Origin of the sequence: Acidithiobacillus sp. AMEEHan (assembly GCF_030996345.1) — a bacterium.
Classification (GTDB): Bacteria; Pseudomonadota; Gammaproteobacteria; order Acidithiobacillales; family Acidithiobacillaceae; genus Igneacidithiobacillus.
Genome location: NZ_CP118747.1, coordinates 54,825 through 74,251, shown reverse-complemented (window position 1 = coordinate 74,251; position 19,427 = coordinate 54,825). Strand labels below are relative to the sequence as shown.

Annotated in this window: 19 protein-coding genes and 1 pseudogene; 7 read left to right on the top strand and 13 right to left on the bottom strand. The window is 60.4% G+C overall.

Annotation, left to right across the window (positions count from 1 at the left end):
- Positions 1 to 489, bottom strand: coding sequence for a DsrE family protein (locus ORD17_RS00370; protein ID WP_308388959.1), 489 nt, complete (start codon positions 487 to 489; stop codon positions 1 to 3).
- A gap of 93 nt (positions 490 to 582) precedes the next feature.
- Between ORD17_RS00370 and ORD17_RS00365 the strand changes: the two genes are divergently transcribed.
- From ORD17_RS00365 to ORD17_RS00355, 3 genes are read left to right on the top strand one after another with little or no spacing between them, the layout of a single operon-like run.
- On the top strand, positions 583 to 1,818 hold the full coding sequence (locus tag ORD17_RS00365; protein WP_308388958.1) for an SbmA/BacA-like family transporter: 1,236 nt from the start codon (positions 583 to 585) through the stop codon (positions 1,816 to 1,818).
- Positions 1,819 to 1,826: 8 nt separating this feature from the next.
- Positions 1,827 to 2,354 (top strand): ATP-binding cassette domain-containing protein, encoded by a 528-nt coding sequence (locus ORD17_RS00360; RefSeq protein ID WP_308388957.1) that lies wholly within the window; start codon positions 1,827 to 1,829, stop codon positions 2,352 to 2,354.
- Positions 2,355 to 2,381: 27 nt separating this feature from the next.
- Positions 2,382 to 2,948 (top strand): thioredoxin family protein, encoded by a 567-nt coding sequence (locus tag ORD17_RS00355; RefSeq protein ID WP_308388956.1) that lies wholly within the window; start codon positions 2,382 to 2,384, stop codon positions 2,946 to 2,948.
- A gap of 3 nt (positions 2,949 to 2,951) precedes the next feature.
- Here ORD17_RS00355 and ORD17_RS00350 read toward each other — a convergent pair whose 3' ends face one another.
- The 11 genes and pseudogenes from ORD17_RS00350 to ORD17_RS00300 form a co-directional block, all read right to left on the bottom strand.
- Complete coding sequence (locus ORD17_RS00350) at positions 2,952 to 3,155, bottom strand: hypothetical protein (protein ID WP_308388955.1); 204 nt, start codon at positions 3,153 to 3,155, stop codon at positions 2,952 to 2,954.
- Positions 3,156 to 3,292: 137 nt separating this feature from the next.
- Complete coding sequence (lspA, locus tag ORD17_RS00345) at positions 3,293 to 3,751, bottom strand: signal peptidase II (RefSeq protein ID WP_308388954.1); 459 nt, start codon at positions 3,749 to 3,751, stop codon at positions 3,293 to 3,295.
- Positions 3,751 to 6,093, bottom strand: a complete 2,343-nt coding sequence (ileS, locus tag ORD17_RS00340) for an isoleucine--tRNA ligase (protein WP_308388953.1) — start codon at positions 6,091 to 6,093, stop codon at positions 3,751 to 3,753. Before ileS ends, lspA begins: the two co-directional genes overlap by 1 nt.
- Positions 6,094 to 6,182: 89 nt before the next feature.
- Positions 6,183 to 6,512, bottom strand: a pseudogene (locus tag ORD17_RS00335) (class I tRNA ligase family protein); the annotation flags it as partial.
- A gap of 23 nt (positions 6,513 to 6,535) precedes the next feature.
- Positions 6,536 to 7,486, bottom strand: coding sequence for a bifunctional riboflavin kinase/FAD synthetase (locus ORD17_RS00330; protein ID WP_308388952.1), 951 nt, complete (start codon positions 7,484 to 7,486; stop codon positions 6,536 to 6,538).
- A 55-nt stretch (positions 7,487 to 7,541) separates the two neighbouring features.
- The gene (gene murJ, locus ORD17_RS00325) at positions 7,542 to 9,068 is read right to left on the bottom strand and encodes a murein biosynthesis integral membrane protein MurJ (protein ID WP_308388951.1); all 1,527 of its coding nucleotides are present in this window, start codon (positions 9,066 to 9,068) and stop codon (positions 7,542 to 7,544) included.
- A gap of 46 nt (positions 9,069 to 9,114) precedes the next feature.
- Complete coding sequence (locus ORD17_RS00320) at positions 9,115 to 11,055, bottom strand: lytic transglycosylase domain-containing protein (RefSeq protein WP_308388950.1); 1,941 nt, start codon at positions 11,053 to 11,055, stop codon at positions 9,115 to 9,117.
- Positions 11,056 to 11,064: 9 nt separating this feature from the next.
- A complete protein-coding gene (locus tag ORD17_RS00315) occupies positions 11,065 to 11,433 on the bottom strand; it encodes a hypothetical protein (RefSeq protein WP_308388949.1) in 369 nt (122 codons plus the stop codon).
- A gap of 81 nt (positions 11,434 to 11,514) precedes the next feature.
- Positions 11,515 to 12,294, bottom strand: a complete 780-nt coding sequence (locus ORD17_RS00310) for a metal ABC transporter permease (protein ID WP_308388948.1) — start codon at positions 12,292 to 12,294, stop codon at positions 11,515 to 11,517.
- Positions 12,294 to 13,154 carry a metal ABC transporter permease gene (locus ORD17_RS00305; RefSeq protein WP_308388947.1) on the bottom strand — a complete coding sequence of 287 codons (861 nt, stop codon included), beginning with the start codon at positions 13,152 to 13,154 and terminating at the stop codon, positions 12,294 to 12,296. Before ORD17_RS00305 ends, ORD17_RS00310 begins: the two co-directional genes overlap by 1 nt.
- Entirely contained in the window at positions 13,147 to 13,965 is an 819-nt protein-coding gene (locus tag ORD17_RS00300; protein ID WP_308388946.1) for a metal ABC transporter ATP-binding protein, read from the bottom strand. The genes ORD17_RS00305 and ORD17_RS00300 overlap by 8 nt, the downstream gene beginning before the upstream one ends.
- A 221-nt stretch (positions 13,966 to 14,186) precedes the next feature.
- Between ORD17_RS00300 and ORD17_RS00295 the strand changes: the two genes are divergently transcribed.
- From ORD17_RS00295 to ORD17_RS00280, 4 genes are all read left to right on the top strand, one after another.
- A complete protein-coding gene (locus ORD17_RS00295) occupies positions 14,187 to 15,071 on the top strand; it encodes an ABC transporter ATP-binding protein (RefSeq protein WP_308388945.1) in 885 nt (294 codons plus the stop codon).
- Entirely contained in the window at positions 15,068 to 17,260 is a 2,193-nt protein-coding gene (locus ORD17_RS00290) for a CPBP family intramembrane glutamic endopeptidase (RefSeq protein ID WP_308388944.1), read from the top strand. Before ORD17_RS00295 ends, ORD17_RS00290 begins: the two co-directional genes overlap by 4 nt.
- A 104-nt stretch (positions 17,261 to 17,364) precedes the next feature.
- Entirely contained in the window at positions 17,365 to 18,813 is a 1,449-nt protein-coding gene (locus ORD17_RS00285; protein WP_308388943.1) for a phosphomannomutase, read from the top strand.
- A 3-nt stretch (positions 18,814 to 18,816) separates the two neighbouring features.
- Positions 18,817 to 19,095 (top strand): hypothetical protein, encoded by a 279-nt coding sequence (locus ORD17_RS00280; RefSeq protein WP_308388942.1) that lies wholly within the window; start codon positions 18,817 to 18,819, stop codon positions 19,093 to 19,095.
- Between the two features lie 19 nt (positions 19,096 to 19,114).
- Here ORD17_RS00280 and ORD17_RS00275 read toward each other — a convergent pair whose 3' ends face one another.
- Positions 19,115 to 19,423 carry a hypothetical protein gene (locus ORD17_RS00275; protein ID WP_308388941.1) on the bottom strand — a complete coding sequence of 103 codons (309 nt, stop codon included), beginning with the start codon at positions 19,421 to 19,423 and terminating at the stop codon, positions 19,115 to 19,117.
- Between the last annotated feature and the right edge of the window lie 4 nt (positions 19,424 to 19,427).

Sequence of the window (19,427 nt, the reverse complement as noted above, 5' to 3'; positions counted from 1 at the left end):
CTACCAAGCGATGTAGGCGTATCCCTTCTGCTGCAAGGTGATGAGCTCGACGGCACCGCTGAATACCGGAGTGGCCTCGGAAATCAGATCTTCATTGCCGATCTTGATCGTTTTCATGGTCTGTTCACAGGCAGCAAACACCACACCGTACATGTGTAGGCTGGAAACCTGTTCACGAATGAACTGGCTGTAGTGCTCGTGATTTTTCTCGGCCTTGACCAGGAGCCAAATGCCGGGGCCGAAACAGTCGATGACGATGTCGACGTCGTTGTTGAAATGCTCCAGCACCACCGCTGCGCTGTGTAAAATGTCAAGGATGTAGGCCGGATCAGACTGGTTAAGTTGATAGACTACCTTATTCTTCGACGGGCCCATCATGCCCATTCCCATGCCCTGGCCCTGTGCCGCTACGGCCACCGCCGACGCCGCGCCTGCGGCGACCAGGCCGCCGAGAAAGCGGCGACGTGAATGGTTTTTGTCTTCGGCCATGCTATGCTCCTCTTCGCTATCGATTGGCCCCTTTAACCTTGCAAATTCTGCGCCCGGGGCTGGTTTTCTTGGGTAGACAGGCGGAGAGCGAGTATGCGGCAGTTCAATCGCGAGTTCTTTCGCGATCTATGGCAAATCAGCAAGCCCTATTGGACGAGTTCGGAGGATCGTTGGCTGGCGCGCGGCGTCCTTGCCCTGATCATCGGCCTCAACCTGCTGATGGTGTTCTTTTCCTACCGTATCACCCAGTTGTATGCACTTCTTTGGAACGCATTACAACACTATCAAGCTAGCGCAGCTTGGCTGCAGATTTTCATTTTTTGCGGCTTGGCTACGGGCTACATCATTGCCGCGGTCTCCCAGAGCTTCTTTACGGAGATGCTGGTCATCCGCTGGCGACGTTGGCTGACCCACTTCTACTTGGATTCCTGGCTGGCGCGGCGCACCTACTACCACATGCAGGTGCTGGGCGATGGGACCGACAACCCGGATCAGCGTATCAGTGAGGATCTGGCCTCCTTTACCAGCCAGACCCTCAACATCGCTATCGGCCTCTTCAGTTCGGTAGTGACCCTGGGGACCTTCATCTTCATGCTCTGGGAGCTGTCGGCGATGATCTGGATCCCCTTCCGTGGGCAGACCTTTTCCATTCCTGGTTATCTGGTCTGGGCGGCGCTGATCTATTCGGTTTTCGGTACCATTATCACCGCCCTGATCGGCAGACCCCTGATTCGTCTCAATTTCATGCAGGAGCGCTATCAAGCCGACTTCCGTTTCAGCATGATGCGTCTGCGGGAAAACAGTGAAAGTGTTGCCCTTTATGGCGGCGAGGAGCGGGAAGGTAAGCACTTCCGGCAACGCTTCGCCGAGGTCTACGCCAATTTCTGGCGGATCATCTGGCGAAGTATGCGCCTGAACTGGTGGACCTCGGCCTATGGCCAGATTGCCCTGATCTTCCCGCTGCTCGTTTGCCTGCCTGCCTATTTCGTCAACAAGGAAATTGGCGTCGGTGGTCTGCAGCAGATCATGTCCGCCTTCGCCCAGGTGCAAGGTGCGCTGTCCTTCATCGTCAGCAGTTATACGACCTTGGCCAATTGGCACGCGGTAGTCGATCGTCTGCGCTTCTTTCGACAGTCTATGGAGGAAGTGCATGAGATCCAGGACAAGCACTACCATATCGAGCGGCGGGATACCCCGCGCTTGGAGGTTGCCAATCTCAACGTGCGTCTGCCCGATGGGCGGGAGCTGGTGCATGGACTCCAATTTCACGTGGCTGCGGGCGAACACCTGCTGATCATGGGGCTTCCGGTAGCGGCAAGAGTACCCTGATTCGCGCGTTGGCCGGCATCTGGCCCTATGGGGATGGCTCGGTGGGGCTGCCCGCTGCCGAGCGGCCGCTCTTTTTGCCGCAGCGTCCCTATTTGCCCATGGGCACGTTGCGCGATGCGCTGGTTTACCCCTATGGGTTGGAGGACGGCAGTGATCAGGTGCTGGGGGAAGCGCTGCAACGGGTAGGTATGGGCAGCCTAATCGGGCAAATGGAGGAGACCCGGCTTTGGTCGCACACCCTCTCATTAGGCGAACAGCAACGCCTGGCCTTTGCCCGAATCCTGCTGCAAAAGCCGCGCTGGATCTTTTTGGATGAGGCAAGTTCGGCCCTCGACGAACGTGCCGAGGGTGAGCTATATCGCCTACTCGCTGATGAGCTTCCCAATTCTGCTATCATCAGCGTCGGTCACCGCTCGAGCCTTTGGCGCTACCATTCGCGTTGCCTGCGCCTGTTGGGTGGTGGGGCGTGGCGTCTGGAAGACGAGGCCAGTGGGGACGAAGCGCAGTTGGCATTCGGCCGCCTTTCGCGCGCATGATTTGCTCAGTACAAGGAGATACAGACGATGGCTATGACTGGATTCGATTTACCCCTGGGGACCCCATTGCCAGATTTTACTCTACCTTTTGGCGGGAAAGAGGGCAGCTGGTCGACTGCCGCAGCCAAGGGTAAGCCCTTGCTGGTGTTGTTCATCTGCAATCATTGCCCCTACGTCATCCATATTGCCCATAAGCTGGCGGAGCTTGCCAAAGATTGGCAGCGCGCTGGCTTGGCCGTGGTGGCGATCAACAGTAACGATCCGCAGACCTATCCCGACGATGCGCCGGAAAAGATGCCGGCCGAGGCGGCGCGGGCAGGCTATGATTTCCCCTATCTCTTCGATGCCGATCAGTCGGTTGCCAAGGCGTTTCATGCCGCCTGCACCCCGGATATTTTTTTGTTTGACGCGGCGGGAAAACTTTTTTACCACGGCCAGTTCGACGCCGCGCGGCCCAAGAATGAAGAGGCCATCACGGGTAAGGACCTCGATGCTGCGGTACGCGCTGTGCTCGCTGGTGCGGACGCTCCAAGCAAGGTGCAGCCCTGCATGGGCTGCAGTATCAAATGGCGGCCCGGTAATGAGCCGCAATAGGGTTCAGTAGAGGATTTGCGACAGGACGGCGTTACGCAAGAAGGCAAAGCCGCCGCCCTGCGACCGGTGTCCGCGGCGCAGGCGCAGCAGCCGCTTTTGCAAGTCGCGTTTGATGCGCTCGCGTTCCTGGGTGGCCATGAAGGAATGATAGGCTGGGTAATGCCGTACCCGCCGAAGTGCTGCTAGTAAAGTCGCCCGATTATCCATTGCTGTGCCCCTTTTGCTGTGTGCAGAAGGTTAAGCAAGTATCGGGCCAATATTATTATTCATTAAAAAACAATAGGTTATTTTTTATCAGGAAGGGCGCTGTGGTCTTTTTGTCGTATTTGCACGACAAAAAGGCATCATTGGCGCCGAAACGCATCGACAATGAGCATCAGCGCGCCAATGGTGATGGCGCTATCGGCAATGTTGAAATAAGGCCAATAGAGGTTCCCCCAGTGCACGCCGATGAAGTCCACCACATAGCCCAGCCGGATGCGATCGATGAGATTGCCCAAGGCGCCGCCCAGGATCAGGGCAAGGGCGATGGCGGTCCAATGGGCTCCGGGTTTCAGGCGTCGCAATATGGCGACGAGCACCACAACGACAATCACGGCAATGACGATGAGCAGCCAACGCTGCCAGCCGCCAGCGCCAGCGAGAAAGCTGAAGGCAGCGCCGGTGTTATGCACCAGGCGGAGATTGAGAATGCCAGGGATGACGACGATACCTTGCCCGATCCGCCAAATATGACTGAGCCAGAGCTTCACCCCCTGGTCAAGGAGGATGACAAGGACACTCAACCAGAGATAGCGCAGCATCAGCAGTACTCCCTTGTCTCACCGGCGCCGGCGACGTTTTCCGCACAGCGGCTACAGAGTTCTGGATGCTCGGGATGCTGGCCGATGTCCGTGCGTCGGTGCCAGCAACGCGGGCATTTGGGGGCGTCGTAAGCTGTTACCTTGATCTCCAGGCCCGGCAGGGCCTCTTTCGCGTCGGCGGCGAGATCGCGCAGTTGCAGATCAGAGCAAAGCAATAGGAAGCGCAGTTCTGCAGCCATCGGCTGCAGCAATGTCTGCCAGTCGGCGTTGGCGCAGAGGGTTATCTGGGCATCCAGGGCGGAGCCGATTTTCTTCTCCTGTCGCAGCGTTTCGAGAGCGGCATTCGTGGCCTCGCGCAGAGTGAGCAGGCGCTGCCAGCGCGCGTCCAGGACGGGGTCCTGGCTTTCACCAAGGTCAGGATAGCAGGCAAAAAACACGCTTTCGGCGCTGGGCCGAGGCAGGTGTTGCCAAATTTCTTCAGCGGTGAAGCTGAGGATGGGGGCCATCCAGGCCAGCAAGGCATCCAGCATCTTTGCCAGCACGGTTTGTGCCGAACGCCGTGCCCGTGACTGGGTCTGGGTGGTATATAGACGATCCTTGAGCACGTCCAGATAGAGACCACCCAGGTCGATGGAGCAAAAGTTATGTATGGCCTGCACCACGCGATGAAACTGGAACTGCTCGTAGGCGTTGCGGATTTCCTGCTGTATCTGGGCGCAGCGTCCCAACATCCAGCGATCCATCTCCAGAAGTTCGGATTCCGGCAAGGCGTCGACGTCCGGATCGAAATCGTGGATATTGCCAAGGATGTAGCGGGCCGTGTTGCGCATGCGGCGGTAGCTCTCGCCCAAGCGCTGCAGGATATTGTCGGAAATCGGAATCTCACCCCGATAATCCTCCGAGGCTACCCACAGGCGGAGGATGTCGGCACCATAGCGATCGATGATTTCCTGCGGGGCGATGACATTGCCCACGGACTTGCTCATCTTCCGCCCTTCACCATCGACGGTGAAGCCATGGGTGAGCACCGCCCGGTAAGGGGCCCGCCCGCGGCTGGCCACGGATTCTAGTAACGACGACTGAAACCAGCCGCGATGCTGATCCGCACCCTCCAGGTAGAGGTCGGCGGGACTGTGCAGTTCGGGGCGTCGTTCAAGGACGAAGGCGTGGGTGGAGCCGGAGTCGAACCAGACGTCGAGGATGTCGTTGACCTTGTGAAACTGCTCGTGCCCGCAGGCAGCACAGTGATGCGGGGCATCGCCGAGGAAATCCTGGTCTGTGCCGCTGAACCAGGCATCAACGCCACCGGCCTCCACGGCCGCGGCAATACGCTGGAAGACCTCGGCGTCGCGCAGGGGCTCGCCGCACTGTGCGCAGGCGTAGAGGGCTACCGGTACGCCCCAGGCGCGCTGGCGCGAGATGCACCAATCCGGGCGTTTGCGCACCATGTCGGCAATTCGTTCCTCGCCCCAGGCAGGGATCCAGCGTGTTGTGGAGATCGCTTGCAGGGCCTGCTCGCGTAGCCCGTTGCGCTCCATACTGATGAACCATTGGGGTGTGGCGCGAAAGAGCAGAGGCGTCTTGTGGCGCCAGCAATGCGGATAGCTGTGCTCGATCTTTTCCTGGTGTAGCAGGCGTCCACGTTCGTGCAAGAGAGCCGGTATGGCGCGGTTGGCCTCGCTAGTCGAGAGTCCCGCGAGGCCGTCGCCGAGATCGTCACGATAATGGCCATTGCCCCGCAGCGGGCTGTCGATGGGCAGATGATAATCCTGGGCGGCCAGATAATCGTCCACGCCGTGGGCGGGCGCGGTGTGCACACAGCCGGTGCCGGCGTCGAGGGTAACGTGCGCGCCAAGAATGACAGGCACGGTTCGCGCCTGGAAAGGATGATGAAGACGCAATCCCTCCAAGGCCTGGCCGCGAGTCGTGGCGAGGCGCCGGGCATCCGGATGTCCGTAGCGGGCCAAGGCGCTCTCCGCCAGCTCGGCGGCCAGCAGCAAGATGCGTGCACCGGCCTGCAGGAGAACGTAGTCGTACTCGGGATGCACGGCGACCGCCTGGTTGGCGGGCAAGGTCCAGGGGGTCGTGGTCCAGATGACGACTTCCGCTTCGCCGCCGAAGGGCGGAATGCCCAAACGCCGACACAGATCCGCGCGATCCTCTACCAGAAAACCGACGTCGATGGAGGGGTCGCTGCGATCGCGATATTCCACTTCGGCCTCCGCCAAAGCGCTGCCGCAGTCGACACACCAGTGCACCGGCTTGGCGCCGCGATACACCTGTCCCTTGAGGGTAAGTTTGCCCAGTTCGCGCAGGATGTCCGCCTCGGCGGCGTAGTCCATGGTGCGATAGGGATGCTCCCAATCCCAAGGATGCCTAGGCGAATGAAGTCCGCCTTCTGCCCTTCGATCTGCTCCGCCGCATAGGCACGACAGGCCGCACGGAAGGCTGCGGCGCTCAGCTTCTCACCGGGGCGCCCGTGGGTCTTCTCCACCTGAATCTCGATGGGCAGGCCGTGGCAATCCCAACCGGGCACGTAGGGAACCCGCATGCCTTCGACCAGCCGCGACTTGTTGATGATGTCCTTGAGTACTTTGTTGACGGCGTGCCCGATGTGGATCTTGCCGTTGGCATAGGGCGGGCCATCATGCAGGACAAAGCTCGGTGCGTCGGCACGAGTTTGCAGCAGGCGTTGATACAGGTCCAGCTCCTGCCAGCCTGCCAGCACCTCAGGTTCACGCTGGGGCAGTTTACCCTGCATGGGGAAATCGGTCTTGGGAAGATTTAGAGTGCTTTTGTAATCCATGGGCTTTCGATGTCATGGGTAGAAAAAAATTGCCGTACATTTTTTACATCTTGCTGTATGGCGGCGATCAAAACGTCAAGGTTGGGATATTTTTCTTCATCCCGCAACTTATGCAGCAGTTCGACGCCAACCAGTTTGCCGTAGAGGTTCGGACTATCGGCGTCGAGGCAATGGGCTTCCAAAACCAAGCTGTTGCCTTGTACGGTAGGGCGCAGGCCAATACTGATGGCAGCATTCCAGTTTCCGACGGTGCTATGGAGCCGGCCGGCAAAAATACCGCGCAAGGGCAGGGGGCGATGCGCCAAAGGCAAATTTGCCGTGGGGAAGCCCAATTCCCGCCCCAGTTGATCACCCTTCCGCACTCGACCGCAGACGGTATAGGGGCGGCCAAGCCAGCGTGCCGCCTGCGCCAGGTCGCCTTGTTCGAGAAACTGCCGAATGCCGGTGCTACTGACCCGTCGCCCGTCCAGCAGATAGGGAGGCTGCTCGTGCACAGCGAAACCATGCCGTTTACCCATGCGCTGCAGCAGCGCAAAATCCCCACGGCGCTGCGCGCCGAAGCGGAAATCATGGCCGACGAAAAGCTCCCGCACCCGCAGACGCCGAAGCAGAATTTGCTCGACGAAGTCCTCTGCCGACAGGGCTGCCAGAGCCGTATCGAAGCGCGCGCAGACGACTTGCTCTGCCCCGTAATGCAGGAGCGCTGCCATCTTCTCGCGCAGGCTGCTCAGGCGGATGGGCGCCCTGTCGCCGAGAAACAGCTCCCGCGGCAGGGGTTCAAAGGTGAGTACAGCGCGCGGCAATCCACACCCCGCCATGCCGTCAAGGAGCTTTTGGTGCCCTAGGTGGACGCCATCGAAGTTGCCAATGGTCAGCGCCTGTGCCGTTGCCCGCCTGGGCAACGAGTGGAGACGAACGGGCTGGGTCATGGTGGCAAAGGGGCATCCGAGCGAAAAACCCCTGTAGTGTACCCGAATACCCCGTTCAGCGTCGACGTAACTGGCGTAGTTCTGGCAGGCGCAAGGCCCAGAGGAGAAATAGGTAGAACCCGACACTCCCGCCAATGAGCAGCAAGAGATGGGCAACCCGCGCCCCGGCGGACCAGTGTAGCCAATCGCTCGTGGCACCGCGGAGCAGGACCAGGCCGATAGCGAGCGCCATGGCGCTGCAAGTGGTTTTTACAAGAAAGATGCGCCAACCGGGGGCCGGGCGATAGATCTCCTCCCGCCACAGGCGGCGCGCCAGCAGCAAGGCATTGGCCAGTGCGGCGATACTGGTCGCCAGCGACAGGCCGAGCTGGTGTAGGGGCCAGGCCAGGAGGAGGCTGATGAGAATGTTTACGGCGACGCTGATGATGCCGAAGCGCATCGGGGTTTGGGTATTCTGGCGGGCGTAGAAGGCCGGTGCCAGGACACGCGCGGCAATGATCGGCAGGATGCCGAGGCCGTAGCCAAACAGACTCAGATAGCTTTGCTCCATATCCTGAGCGCTGTAAGCGCCATAGCGAAAGAGCGTGATCAGCAGTGGCTTGCCGAGCACGAGCAGACCAATGGTGGCAGGCAGCGCGATGAGCCAGGTCCAGCGCAAGGCCCAGTCCAGAGTGCGGGGAAACTCTGCCGTTTTGCTCTGGCGGCTGAGGGTGGGCAGCACCACGGTGCCCAGGGCTACACCGAAGACGCCCAGGGGAAATTCCACCAGGCGATCGGAGTAGTACAGATAAGAGACCACATTGGCGCCAACCAAGGATGCCAATACGGTGTTGATGAACAGGTTGATCTGCGCTGCGGAAGCGCCCAGGGCCGCGGGTCCCAGTAGTCGCAGGGTGCGACCTACGCCAGGATCGCCGCGGCGCAGACGTGGCCAATGCAGATGGCCGATACGGTATAGCGCAGGGATCTGGAAAAGCAACTGCGCGATTCCGCCAAAAATCATGCCCCAAGCGACGGCAATTACCGGCTGAGCAAGATGGGGAGCCCAGAAAAGGGCCGCAGCGATGATCCCGAGATTGAGAAATACCGGGGTGAAAGCGGGTACCTGAAAGTGTCCGTAGGTGTTGAGAATGCCGCCGGAGAGCGCCACGAGCGACACCAGCAGCAGGTACGGGAAGACGATGCGGGTAAGAAGCACGGTGAGCTGGTATTTGGCCGGGTCAGCGGCAAAGCCGGGGGCGAGGAGGTAGACGAGAAGGCCGGCGCCAAGGACGCCTGCCGCGGTGACGATCAACAGGGTCAGCAGTAGCCAGCCGCTGATGTCAGCGACGAATTCTCTGGTCTCTTGCGGGCTGCGTTGCTGGACATACTCGCCAAGCACTGGCACGAAGGCCTGGGAGAATGCCCCTTCACCAAAGAGTCTACGAAAGAGGTTGGGGAGGCGCTGGGCAACGAAGAAGGCATCGGCCGCCATCCCCGCGCCGAACAAATGGGCAAGGATCACGTCCCGGGCGAAGCCGAGCAGGCGCGACAAAAAGGTATTGCTGGCCACCTTGGCGACATTGCGAAGTGACACACTCATCTTCGGGGATTCCCCGGCCGGGCGTCCAGGCTACTGTTCATCACGATTACCGCGCGAGCTGCCAGTAGGATAGGGGGGGTACCGATGACTCCGAGAGCAGCATACGATAGACGATGGCATTGCTCAGCACCGCCAGGACATAGTCGCGGGTCTGTTGATAGGGAATATTGGCGGCAAAGATCAATCCTGCCCACGGGCCCTCGGCGAGCGAAATTTTTTGTAGCCAACGATTCACCGCTCCCGGCCCGGCGTTGTAGGCAGCGGCGAGGAGTATGGGGGAGTCGCCAAACTGGGAACGCAGATAGGCCAGATAGGCAGTGCCAATCTGGATATTGCCTGCCGCCGTCTGCAGGTCAGCCGCAGCGCTTTGCGGAAAGCGGCTCTGCACCCAGGCCGCAGTGGCCGGCATGACCTGCATGATCCCCTGGGCCCCCACGGAAGAGCGAATGCCAGGTGCGAATCCGGATTCCTGGCGGATCACGCCAGCGACAAAGGACGGGGAGAGGGCATTGCGGTTGGCGCTGGCAATGATGTCCTGGCGATAGGGGAGCACGTAGCCTTGTTGCCAGTCGGCGTCGTTGTCGATCCGTGTGCTGGCATTGATGACCAGCAACCAGGCTTGATGTTGCGCGGCCTGGCGCGCCGCTGCTTTGATCGCGCTGGCGTCTGACAGGGTATCGAGGTACTGCCCCCATTCCCACAGCGCATCGAAGTACAGTCCCAACTGGTAGAGCTTCAGCGCGCGCCGCAGACTGCCGTTGGTGGCGGCGCCGACATGGGTCGGCTGGGAGAATGCCTCAGCGACCAGCTCCGTAGGGCTCTGGGTGGCGACAGGGAGACGCAGATTTTGACCGAGAGCCGCACTGGCCAGCTGTCCATAGGCATCGAAGGGGGAGGCGATCTGTTGCCAGAGCTGCCGCGCCAATGCGTCCTCTCCGGTCTTTTGCAATGCCAGCGCCTTCCAGAATTGCCACTGGCTTTGTTGCGCCTGATCTGCCGGTAAGCGCTGCTCGGCGGCAAGCACCAGGGACCAATTCTGTTGCAACAGAGCCGAGCGAACCATCCAGTGGAGAACTTCCGCATTGGGTCGGTAGCTGGGGTCGGCGGTCAGGGCGGCCTGATACCAAGCATTGGCAGTGCGGGTCTGAAACCGACGCGCAGCCTGCAAGGCAGCGCTATAGCATATGGAAGCGCGCTGCGCAGGCAGAAGGCCCGGCAGGGTTTCGCTTTGGGCTACCGCGAGCGCGGAGTCGTTTGGCAGCATCGCGAGCAGAGTGAGATGCAGCAGCTCGGCGCCGACGTCGGGACCATAGATCTGTTGCGCGCTGCCGCCCTGGCTTGCCAGCCAGGCACCGGGGCTTTGCAGGATATTTTTTACCGCCGACGCCGCATTGCCGGGAAGAAAACTGGCGAAAGTCATGGCGCTGTGGAGATGGCCGCCAAGGATCATCTCCGCCAGTTTGTGCCAGAGCAGCGTCTGTGGGATTTGCCCTTGGCCAAGAGCCGTCTGTGCCATCCGGTTGCAGGCGCCATTGCTTGCCGATGCTGCTTCCCATAGGGTTGCAGGATCGCCGGTCTGGAGCAATGGATTGTGCGCCGCATAACAACGGGCACTGAGGTTTTTCGGCGCGGGACCGGCCCGGTAGACCTCGGCAAAGGTCTGCCAATCCCGACGCTTTCCCAATTCCAGTAGCCATTGTCGGCGCAGCAACAGGTAGGCGGCGCCATGCAGAAATTCCTGGGAGAAGGTCTGGAATTGTGCGGCTTTCAGGGTTTGCAATCGCGGCTGCAGGGACCAGTAGGCAACCCAAGGGCCCATGTAGGTATGCGCGAGCTGGGGCAATGCAGCGGCAGCGGGCTGGTAATTCCCTTGGGCGAAGGCATCTGCGGCTTGTTGCAGCAATTGATCCTGTTGCGGGCTGAGGGCGCCGTGGACAACACCGGAGAAGAACAGCAGTCCTGCCCCAAACCAGTGACGCAGCCGCATGGTTGTTACTTACTTTTGCTTGAGGTGTAGCCAGCGTCCAAGGTGTTTGCTGAGCGACTCTCCTCGGCGGGGATGATCCTGCGCCAAGGGCCCGACATGCAGGTTCAGGGGTTCACAATGGTCTTTCCCGTGGCAAATGACGCCATGCGATTCACAGGAGGCGCCGGCCTGCTGCAGCACCGCCACCATATGTTCCTCCAGTTCCGCACCGCAACGGCCATCATACTGGATCAGGGCAAGGGCCTTTTCCGGCAGATAGTCGACATGCCCCCCGAGTTTTTCGAATTCTTCCAGCTTCTTGCGTGCTTCCGGAGTGACGCCATGCAGGGCACCGCTGATGATGAAGCGATCGGGTCGTTTACTGCCGGTTGTGCTCATGACTTCCCTCGATAGCGCGTTCGTACTCTTTCTCTCGATGGCCGTAGATGATGCCACCTCGCGAGCGAGGAGGGAAGCCGCTCAACTCCGGGCAAAGATGCGACTGAACAGAAAGAGTGCCGCCCCTTGAACGCCAACAAAAAAACTCAACGGCCAGTTCGACCAGTAGGATAGGGCAATGGATGACCAACTCAGAAGCTCGGCAAAGAGGATGGCGAGCCCCCAGGCGAGATACGGGCGGCGTGACAGCCGTTGGGCGGCTGCGGCGGGACTCACCAACAGGGTGAACACCAGCAAGGTACCGACGACTGGCACCGCAGCGGCGCTGACCAGGGCCAGGAGAAGCAGAAAAAACCACTCCATATGTGCGCTGGAGATGGCGCGTGCGTTTGCAAGCTCGGCCTGGGTGGATTCCAGAAGCAAGGTGGGAAACTGCCAAAGGAGCAGCAGCAATACGACGCTGACGAGCAGGCCCAGAGGCAAGAGACTGGCAGCGGAGATTCCCAGCACTTCGCCAAAGAGGAGGCCGTAGACCCGCGCAGCATATTCCCGACCGAGGCTCAGGAACAATCCGCCCAGGGCAAGAAAACTGCTCAGCAGCAGCCCCATTGCTACATCGCGACGTCCCAGACGAGAAAAAATGCGAAGAAACAGGACGCCGATGATGGCAAAGCTGCCCAGCCCCCAGAGGGGAGCAAAGCCGAATAGGCTGGCCAGGGCGCCGCCGGGAAAGGCGGCAAGCGGCAAGGCATGGGCGGCAAAGGCACTGCGCCGGAGAACGACGAAGTAACCGAGGCTGCCGGCGGCAATGGCAAGCAGCGTAGCGGCAATCCAGGTGTGCAGGAGAAAACTGGAGAACATCAGCGCTTGGTCCGTTGCAGGGAGGCCAGAGCTGCGCTGGCCAGGTACAACAGGAGAATCAGCAGCACGACGAAAAAGCTGACCGGCCAGCTGGCACCACCCGACCAATAATAGCTCATGAATGCGAGATAGATGCCGCCCAGCACGGCGGCGAGGGCAATCCCCTGGGCGTAGAGAAAACTCTGCCAGGGTCTGCGCGCGAGTCGCAACGCCGTTGCCGCAGGCCCGAGTAACAGCGCAGTGGCTAGAATGACGCCAATGGACAGCGCCGACAGGGCTGCCGCGGTGCCCAGCAGCAGAAGGTAGAGCAGCTCCAGGCGGCGTACGGGCAATCCTGCGGCACGCCCGAGATCGGGGTTGGCCGCAATCAGTAGGAGCGGGCGGTAGAGCAGGATGATCAGAGAGAGGGCAAGTCCCACCAGGATGATTGTCGGCCAGAGCAGTTGCGGATCCAAAGCGAAGATCGAACCAAACATGACCTCTACGGTGGCGCCGCTGGCTTGCGTGCTGCTCACGTCCAAATAGAGGAAGAGCGCCGAAATTCCCAGTGTCGCCCCCAGCACTACACCGGTGGCCAGATCGCGTTCGCGGGCGCGGCGCAGGCCCAATGCCCCCATGGCCAGTGCCGCTAACCAGGCCATCCCGAGGAATCCCCACAAGGCTGTACTCCCGAGAAAGATTGCCACCGCTCCGCCAGCACTGCTGCCGTCTCCCAGGGCGTGACCGGCAAAGCTATGCTGGCGCAGCACGGTAAAGATCCCCATGCTGCCGTTCAGGATTGCCGCCAGCGCACCGATCCAGAGGGCAGTCTGCACCGCGGAATTGTGCAGAAAGCTGGCCAGATGCAGGGGATCAGTCATGCGCCTCCGGATGTTCGTGGACATGGCAGGGGATTTCCAGGCCCTGCTGCGGGTTTTCCGGCAAGACCAGCAGGCGTCCGCGATGCTGCAATACTTCCACCGGGTAGCCATAGAGCCGGTTCAACACGTCACTGCGAACGACCTCGGCCACGCTGCCCGCCGCGGCGCGACCATCGACCAGGTACACGAGATGATCGAGTATGGGTAGCAAAGGATTCATGTCATGTGCCGTAACCAGTACGCTGATCCCTTGCTCACGGGCCAGCACACCCAGTAGCTCGACCAGGTGGCTGGCGCTGGCGAAGTCGAGGTTGGCAAGAGGCTCATCCAGGAGCAGCAGGCGCGGTCGGCGGGCCAGGGCATGGGCAATGACGGCGCGTTGCTGTTGCCCGCCGGAAAGCATTCCTATCCGCTGTTCGGCAAAACTCTCGGCCTGCACAGCGGCAAGGGCTTCGGCTACTGCCGTCCTGTCCGATCGCTGCCACCAGTGACGTCGCGTTTGCCCCAGGGCCACCAGATCGCTGGTACACAGGGGTAGGTACGGATCGAAAGCGATTTTTTGCGGCACATAGCCAATCTGCGAAAGTTGTCCGCGTGCGGCCTCGCCCAGTACCCGGATGCTACCTTCCTGCCAGGTCTGAATGCCCAGAATACTGCGCAGGAGGGTAGTCTTGCCTGCACCATTTTCTCCAATCAGGGCGGAGACAGTTCCCTTCCCCAGGGTAAAGGAGATCTCGCGCAGCACCTCTCTAGCGCCCAGGCGCACACCCAGGTTGGAGACTTCCAGAATGGGGTCGGTGGAGAAAGGCATGGAGAAATACCGGTGCAACCGAGTTGCGCAATGTAGGGCGCGTTTGCGGCGCTGTCAAGCGCTGCTGAGGGCCCGCCACCATGGTGAAGGAATATCTCGTGCATTGCATGGCCATAGCGGCAAGGTCGCTATCTTTGTCATGAAAATGTCATTTTATTTACATGAAAGTGTAACAATCTTTTGCTAAACTACACTAACTCTGCCCATGGAGAAATGCTTGGGTGAAACCTGGTCATAACCCCCAACTGGAATGCCTGAATCTCAGTAAATCCTACGATGGCAAGCCGGTATTGGAGGATACGCGCTTTGACCTCGGCGAGGGCCAATTGCTCTGCCTGCTGGGGCCGAACGGGGCGGGCAAAAGCACCTTGTTTGGCTGCCTTGTCGGCCTCCTGCAGCCCGACGCAGGGAGCGTGCGCGTCTTCGGGAAGACCATACAGGAAATCAGTATCGCTGAGCGGCAGGGGATGGGCTATGTGCCGCAGGAATTTTCCGGTTTCTCCTGGATGAAGGTCGGGGAGCTGCTGGATTACTTTGCCGCTTTTTACGCCCCGCAGCGCCGAACTTGGCCGGAGCTCGAGGAATGGGCGGCCCTGGACCGAAAAAAGCGGGTCAAGGAACTGTCGGGAGGTCAGCGACAACGTCTTTCCATCGTTCTTGCCATGCGCCACAAGCCGCAGATATTGCTGCTGGATGAGCCCGTCTCCGGGCTCGATCCCGTCAGCCGCCGGGACTTTCTTGGCATTTTACATCGCTATTCGCGGGAGCGGCGAGCCAGTGTCCTGCTTTCGTCCCACATCGTTACCGACCTGGAAGAGATCAGCGATGCAGTGTTGATCCTGGAACACGGTCGTGGGCTGGGGCCGTGGACCCGCGCGCACTGGCAGGGTGGACTCTGCCGGTTGCGGCGCCGAGATGGTGGGGTATTGGAAGAATCGGCGCTGCCACCAGAACTCCGAGTACTCGAACGTCGTCCCGGAGTTTTCTTGCTGGGCTGCGGTAACGAGCATTACCCCGATCTGGGGCGCGAGTTCTTTGTCGAGCCCGTGCGGAATTTGGAAGATCTGTACCTGACTTTCGCGAGTGGAGCATCGGCGCAGTCATGAACGCGAGCTGGCGCAGCCTGCGGCCCGGATTTTTTCTGCGCGACAACGTCTACGCTTTGTTCTCGCTCCTGCTATCTTTGGTACTGTTGCTGACTGTCTTCCAGAGTAATGCGGGGGTGGATCCCCACTTTCCACAGCACGCCTGGGCAGCGCAAGAGACGCGCATAGCGCTGGGTTTTTTTCTGCTGACGCTAAGCGCAGCCCTCGCCACCCACTACTGGCGTTGCGTGCAGGAGCCGCTGACTCTTCTGGTGCCCGGTTATCGACGGGGGCATCACTGGCTCTTTACCAGCATTCTGCTTCTGCTTCTCTTGTTGGCAACTGGCTATCTGCTGTATCGAGACGCTACTCCTCTCGGCGCCTTCCTGATCGCCGGCTATTTCATCCTCGGCGGGATTTTCCTTGGTTCTTTTCAAAACTCGGTCGGCCAAAAGCCGGATTCGGCACGCCGGGTGTACAGATTATTCCTGCTGCTGCCGCTGTATTTTCCGATCTATTTCGGAGCATTCTATTGGACCATGGGCACTCGCCCCGTATGGCTTTCCCTCCCCATTGATCTCGTCTGGCTTTGGCTGCTTTGGCGCTTGTTACAGCCAGAGCATCCGCCGGGAACCTGGCTTCGCGGGCTCCGTGCGGGTGTACGGTTGGATCTTGGGCAGTGGAGCTGGCTGTGCAACAAAGTTCCTCACTGGGGAATTCCCGAGCGCTGGTTTTTCCCACCGAGTCTTTGGTCTCGTCCATGCTACAGCCTCCTTTCCCTCGGGTCGTCCCAGGCTGTCGTGAGTCTTCTCTTGCTGTTTCTCTTGGAGCGATATCGGTTCGGAGCAGCTCTTGTCGAGCTCTTTACCAGCGCGGCTTTCGTATTTTGGGCACTGCCCAGCTTGCGCTGGGGGAACTGGTTCAGCCAAGCCGCAGAATGGCAATATGCGTTTACCCTGGGTCCTTGGGGAGGCAATCGGCAGAGTTTTCTGCAGCAATGGATTGGCCGCTTTACCCGTCATAGTTCTGTGCTGAGTCTATATGGCCTCCTGATTCCGGCTGTGACCCTGGCCATCCTGGGCGTTGCACCCCGTACTATCGCCGCCATGACCTTCCTGCTTTTCGTAGTACAGCTGGCCAATGCCCGTTTTCCCTTGGGGATGGCAACCTTGGGCATCCACGGAGCCACATATAGACTTCTGCTTTCCTTGGGGCTTGTCGGAAATCTCTTGCTCGGCCGGACGCTTGCGGAACTGTTGCTGCATGCGCAGGGACCGGAGCGAGCCAGCGCATTGGGTTTGGTGTATGGCTTTGCGCTTTGCGGACTCTTGCTCGCCTGGGCCTTTACCAGGGCAGGGAGCAAGCGCTTAGATACCGACGATTGGACCTTGATTGGTCTGCGGGCCTTTCGGGGCGCGTCGCGAGAGCATTCCTGGGGCTGGCCGCAGGGTCTTGCCGTGATGCTGCTCTTCGGCGGTCTGCAACTGCTGGTGGGCGTGATCGCCGCCTTTCTTTGGTCGGCCCGCGTCGGTTTCGTGCGCGCTCGAAACGCCGCCAGATTGCATGAGCACCTTTCTCCCCTCACTGCCCACGCCATACCCCCAATGCCCTTGCATTGGCAGATCTGGGTGGGGATCACCGCCTACTTTGTGAGTGCCATCTTGCTCTTGGGCTATCTCCTCTATACCCTTTCGTCTGCTCAGTGGCGTGGCGCCGGTCCCGGCCAACTGGGCTGGCGGCGTCCCGATACCTACTGGTCTTTTCTCTGGGCCCTCCTTCTGGGTTTGCTGATCGCCGCCATCTACGCTGCACAACTGCATTGGTTCCCTGCGCCCACCCATCTTGCACCGCGCAGCATGGGAATGTTCGATGCCCTCCACCAGCCGGGGCCCAGCAGATATGTCGTTCTGTTGCTCCTGGCCCCGGTAGCGCCTTTCGTGGAAGAAATCCTTTTTCGCGGGGCGGGCTTGGCGGGGCTGCGCACACGCCTTTCGGCCTTTTGGGCGAGTGTTTGGGTGACTCTGTTGTTCGTGCTCATTCATGCGCCATCCAAGGTCGAGAATTTTCATTATCCGCTGGCTTTGCTACCGGTGCTCCTGCTCGCCATTGCCTTAGTATGGTTGCGTTTGCGCTATCGCTCTTTGTGGCCGGGAGTTTTTCTGCATCTGTTTTGGAATGGGACCATCGTTGTGCTCGTTCTTGCCCACTGAAAGCGCTTTTCTCCCACCCCGCGGGCGGATCCGCGGGAGGCGGCTTGGCGCAGTAAGGGGTTCGCAAGCGTGATATGCTCGGCAGGGGGTAGAGGGAGAAAACGATGGCAGCATTTGGTACGAGTGGTTTGCGGGGACTGGTGACGGAGCTCACCGACGCAGTGGTGGTTGGACATGTGTCGGCGTTCTTGCGCTATCTGCAGAGGTTGGGAGAGTTCCAGCCGGGTACAGAGGTGTATCTGGCTGGGGATTTGCGTCCCAGTACCAGTGGCATCCTCGAAGCGGCTTGGCGGGGCGCTCTGGAGGTCGGCGGAAAGCCCCGCTATTTGGGGCGGATCCCTTCGCCGGCCCTGGCCTTTGCCGGTTTCCAGGCGCGGGTGCCGTCGCTCATGGTGACCGGCAGCCATATCCCCTTCGATCGTAACGGCATCAAGTTCAATCGGCCAAGAGCCGAGCTCAGTAAAAACGATGAAGCTGGCATCCTGGAGGCTATATCTGCGCCCGACCCGGAGAAATTCACGCCTTCTGCTGCGTTGCGGCAACGGCCGCAGTTGCCCGATGGGGAGGGATTCGGGCTCGCCCAATACCGCCGCCGCTACCTCGATTTTTTTGTGGGGCAGCCGCTGCAAGGCTGGCGTGTTGGCGTCTATCAGCACTCGGGGGTGGCGCGGGATCTGTTGGCGGAGCTCGTGCAGGCCTTGGGTGCAGAAACGGTGCTGTTGGGGCGTTCGGAGGAATTTGTGCCCATGGATACCGAGGCTTTGCGCCCGGAAGATCGCATCCTGGCCGAGCGCTGGGTGGCAGAGCACGGCCTACAGGCGTTATTGAGCACCGATGGCGACGCCGATCGACCGATGCTGGCCGACGAGACCGGGGCTTGGTGGCGCGGCGATCAACTGGGGCAGATCTGTGCGGCATTGCTGGGTGCCGACGGGGTGGTGACACCAATTTCGAGCAATACCGGTCTTGAGCGTTCCCGGCGCTTTGCGCGGACACTGCGCACCCGCATCGGTTCTCCCTATGTGATTGCCGGTATGGACCAGTTGCTGGCAGAGGGTTGTGCCCGGGTAGTCGGCTATGAGGCCAATGGCGGTTTTCTGCTCGCCTCAACCCTGCGGGAAGAAGGCCGCACGCTCGCTCCCCTTCCCACTCGGGATGCCATCTTGCCGATGCTCGCCGCGCTGGTGGCGGCGGCGTACGCCCGCAGGCCGCTCTCCAGTCTTCTGCAAGAATTGCCCCAGCGCCATACCCGCAGCGATCGGGTGCAGAATTTCCCTACGGAGCGAAGTCGCGAACTGCTGGCCCGTTACCAGGAGGGGGGTGGCAATGTGGCGGCCTTCAACGAGGATTTTTCGGGTTTGCGTTTTGTCGGCACGGCAGTGGACCTGACTGACGGAATTCGGGTGCAAAGCGAGGCAGATGAAATTCTCCATTTGCGTCCTTCGGGCAATGCCCCCGAGTTGCGCTGCTATGTGGAGGCGGCAACCGCAAGGCGTGCGGATGCCCTGCTGGCGGCGGCCATGCAGCGGCTCCATTCCTGGAAATCTGCCTAGCCGATGCGTTGGCGCCGTCGTTCCTCGTGGATCTATACCGGCCTGGGCCTCTTTGCCATCGCCTTGTTTTTGATGGTGATGCGCTATTTGGGGGTGGTATTCGAGACCAACGCCAAGGCGCAGCTCGCGTTGCATGGATCGACCGCAGGCGTGGACGCCTTGCTCCATTTGGCAGCCGTTTGCAACTGGGTGCGTTGGCGCTGGATTGCGAATCTGCTGTTGCTGGCATTGGCAGTCACGATTTTTGGTCTGGGGCGCGATTGGTGGACGGCGCGGCATTGACCGCCATGGGCACAGTGAGTCAGTCGCTGGACGAGCTGAATTGACGAGGGGGCAGGAGCGCTTCGAGCAGCCATTCAGTGAGGAAAAACAGGCTGCGAACGATGACGCCGGCGATATACCAAAGCACCAGAAAACGCAGGATGTCGAGAAGGTAGGGAGCCCAAAATGGTGCTGCGGGAGAAATTGCCGGGGGAAGCAGCAACGTACCACTGGCGGCGGCAATGGCAGCAGCGAGGGTAATGGCCCAGAGGCGGAATTTTGGCCAACGCGGTGCTGGGGCAGCAGCGACATCTGCCTCCTCGTTTAGCACCGGCTCCTGTTTTGCCACCCGA

What these genes read in the sequence shown, in the direction of transcription:
- ORD17_RS00370 (WP_308388959.1), bottom strand. Translation starts at nt 489, where the DNA reads ATGGCCGAAGACAAAAACCATTCACGTCGCCGCTTTCTCGGCGGCCTG.
- ORD17_RS00365 (WP_308388958.1), top strand. Translation starts at nt 583, where the DNA reads ATGCGGCAGTTCAATCGCGAGTTCTTTCGCGATCTATGGCAAATCAGC.
- ORD17_RS00355 (WP_308388956.1), top strand. Translation starts at nt 2,382, where the DNA reads ATGGCTATGACTGGATTCGATTTACCCCTGGGGACCCCATTGCCAGAT.
- ORD17_RS00350 (WP_308388955.1), bottom strand. Translation starts at nt 3,155, where the DNA reads ATGGATAATCGGGCGACTTTACTAGCAGCACTTCGGCGGGTACGGCAT.
- lspA (WP_308388954.1), bottom strand. Translation starts at nt 3,751, where the DNA reads ATGCTGCGCTATCTCTGGTTGAGTGTCCTTGTCATCCTCCTTGACCAG.
- ileS (WP_308388953.1), bottom strand. Translation starts at nt 6,093, where the DNA reads ATGGACTACGCCGCCGAGGCGGACATCCTGCGCGAACTGGGCAAACTT.
- ORD17_RS00330 (WP_308388952.1), bottom strand. Translation starts at nt 7,486, where the DNA reads ATGACCCAGCCCGTTCGTCTCCACTCGTTGCCCAGGCGGGCAACGGCA.
- murJ (WP_308388951.1), bottom strand. Translation starts at nt 9,068, where the DNA reads ATGAGTGTGTCACTTCGCAATGTCGCCAAGGTGGCCAGCAATACCTTT.
- ORD17_RS00320 (WP_308388950.1), bottom strand. Translation starts at nt 11,055, where the DNA reads ATGCGGCTGCGTCACTGGTTTGGGGCAGGACTGCTGTTCTTCTCCGGT.
- ORD17_RS00315 (WP_308388949.1), bottom strand. Translation starts at nt 11,433, where the DNA reads ATGAGCACAACCGGCAGTAAACGACCCGATCGCTTCATCATCAGCGGT.
- ORD17_RS00310 (WP_308388948.1), bottom strand. Translation starts at nt 12,294, where the DNA reads ATGTTCTCCAGTTTTCTCCTGCACACCTGGATTGCCGCTACGCTGCTT.
- ORD17_RS00305 (WP_308388947.1), bottom strand. Translation starts at nt 13,154, where the DNA reads ATGACTGATCCCCTGCATCTGGCCAGCTTTCTGCACAATTCCGCGGTG.
- ORD17_RS00300 (WP_308388946.1), bottom strand. Translation starts at nt 13,965, where the DNA reads ATGCCTTTCTCCACCGACCCCATTCTGGAAGTCTCCAACCTGGGTGTG.
- ORD17_RS00290 (WP_308388944.1), top strand. Translation starts at nt 15,068, where the DNA reads ATGAACGCGAGCTGGCGCAGCCTGCGGCCCGGATTTTTTCTGCGCGAC.
- ORD17_RS00285 (WP_308388943.1), top strand. Translation starts at nt 17,365, where the DNA reads ATGGCAGCATTTGGTACGAGTGGTTTGCGGGGACTGGTGACGGAGCTC.
- ORD17_RS00280 (WP_308388942.1), top strand. Translation starts at nt 18,817, where the DNA reads ATGCGTTGGCGCCGTCGTTCCTCGTGGATCTATACCGGCCTGGGCCTC.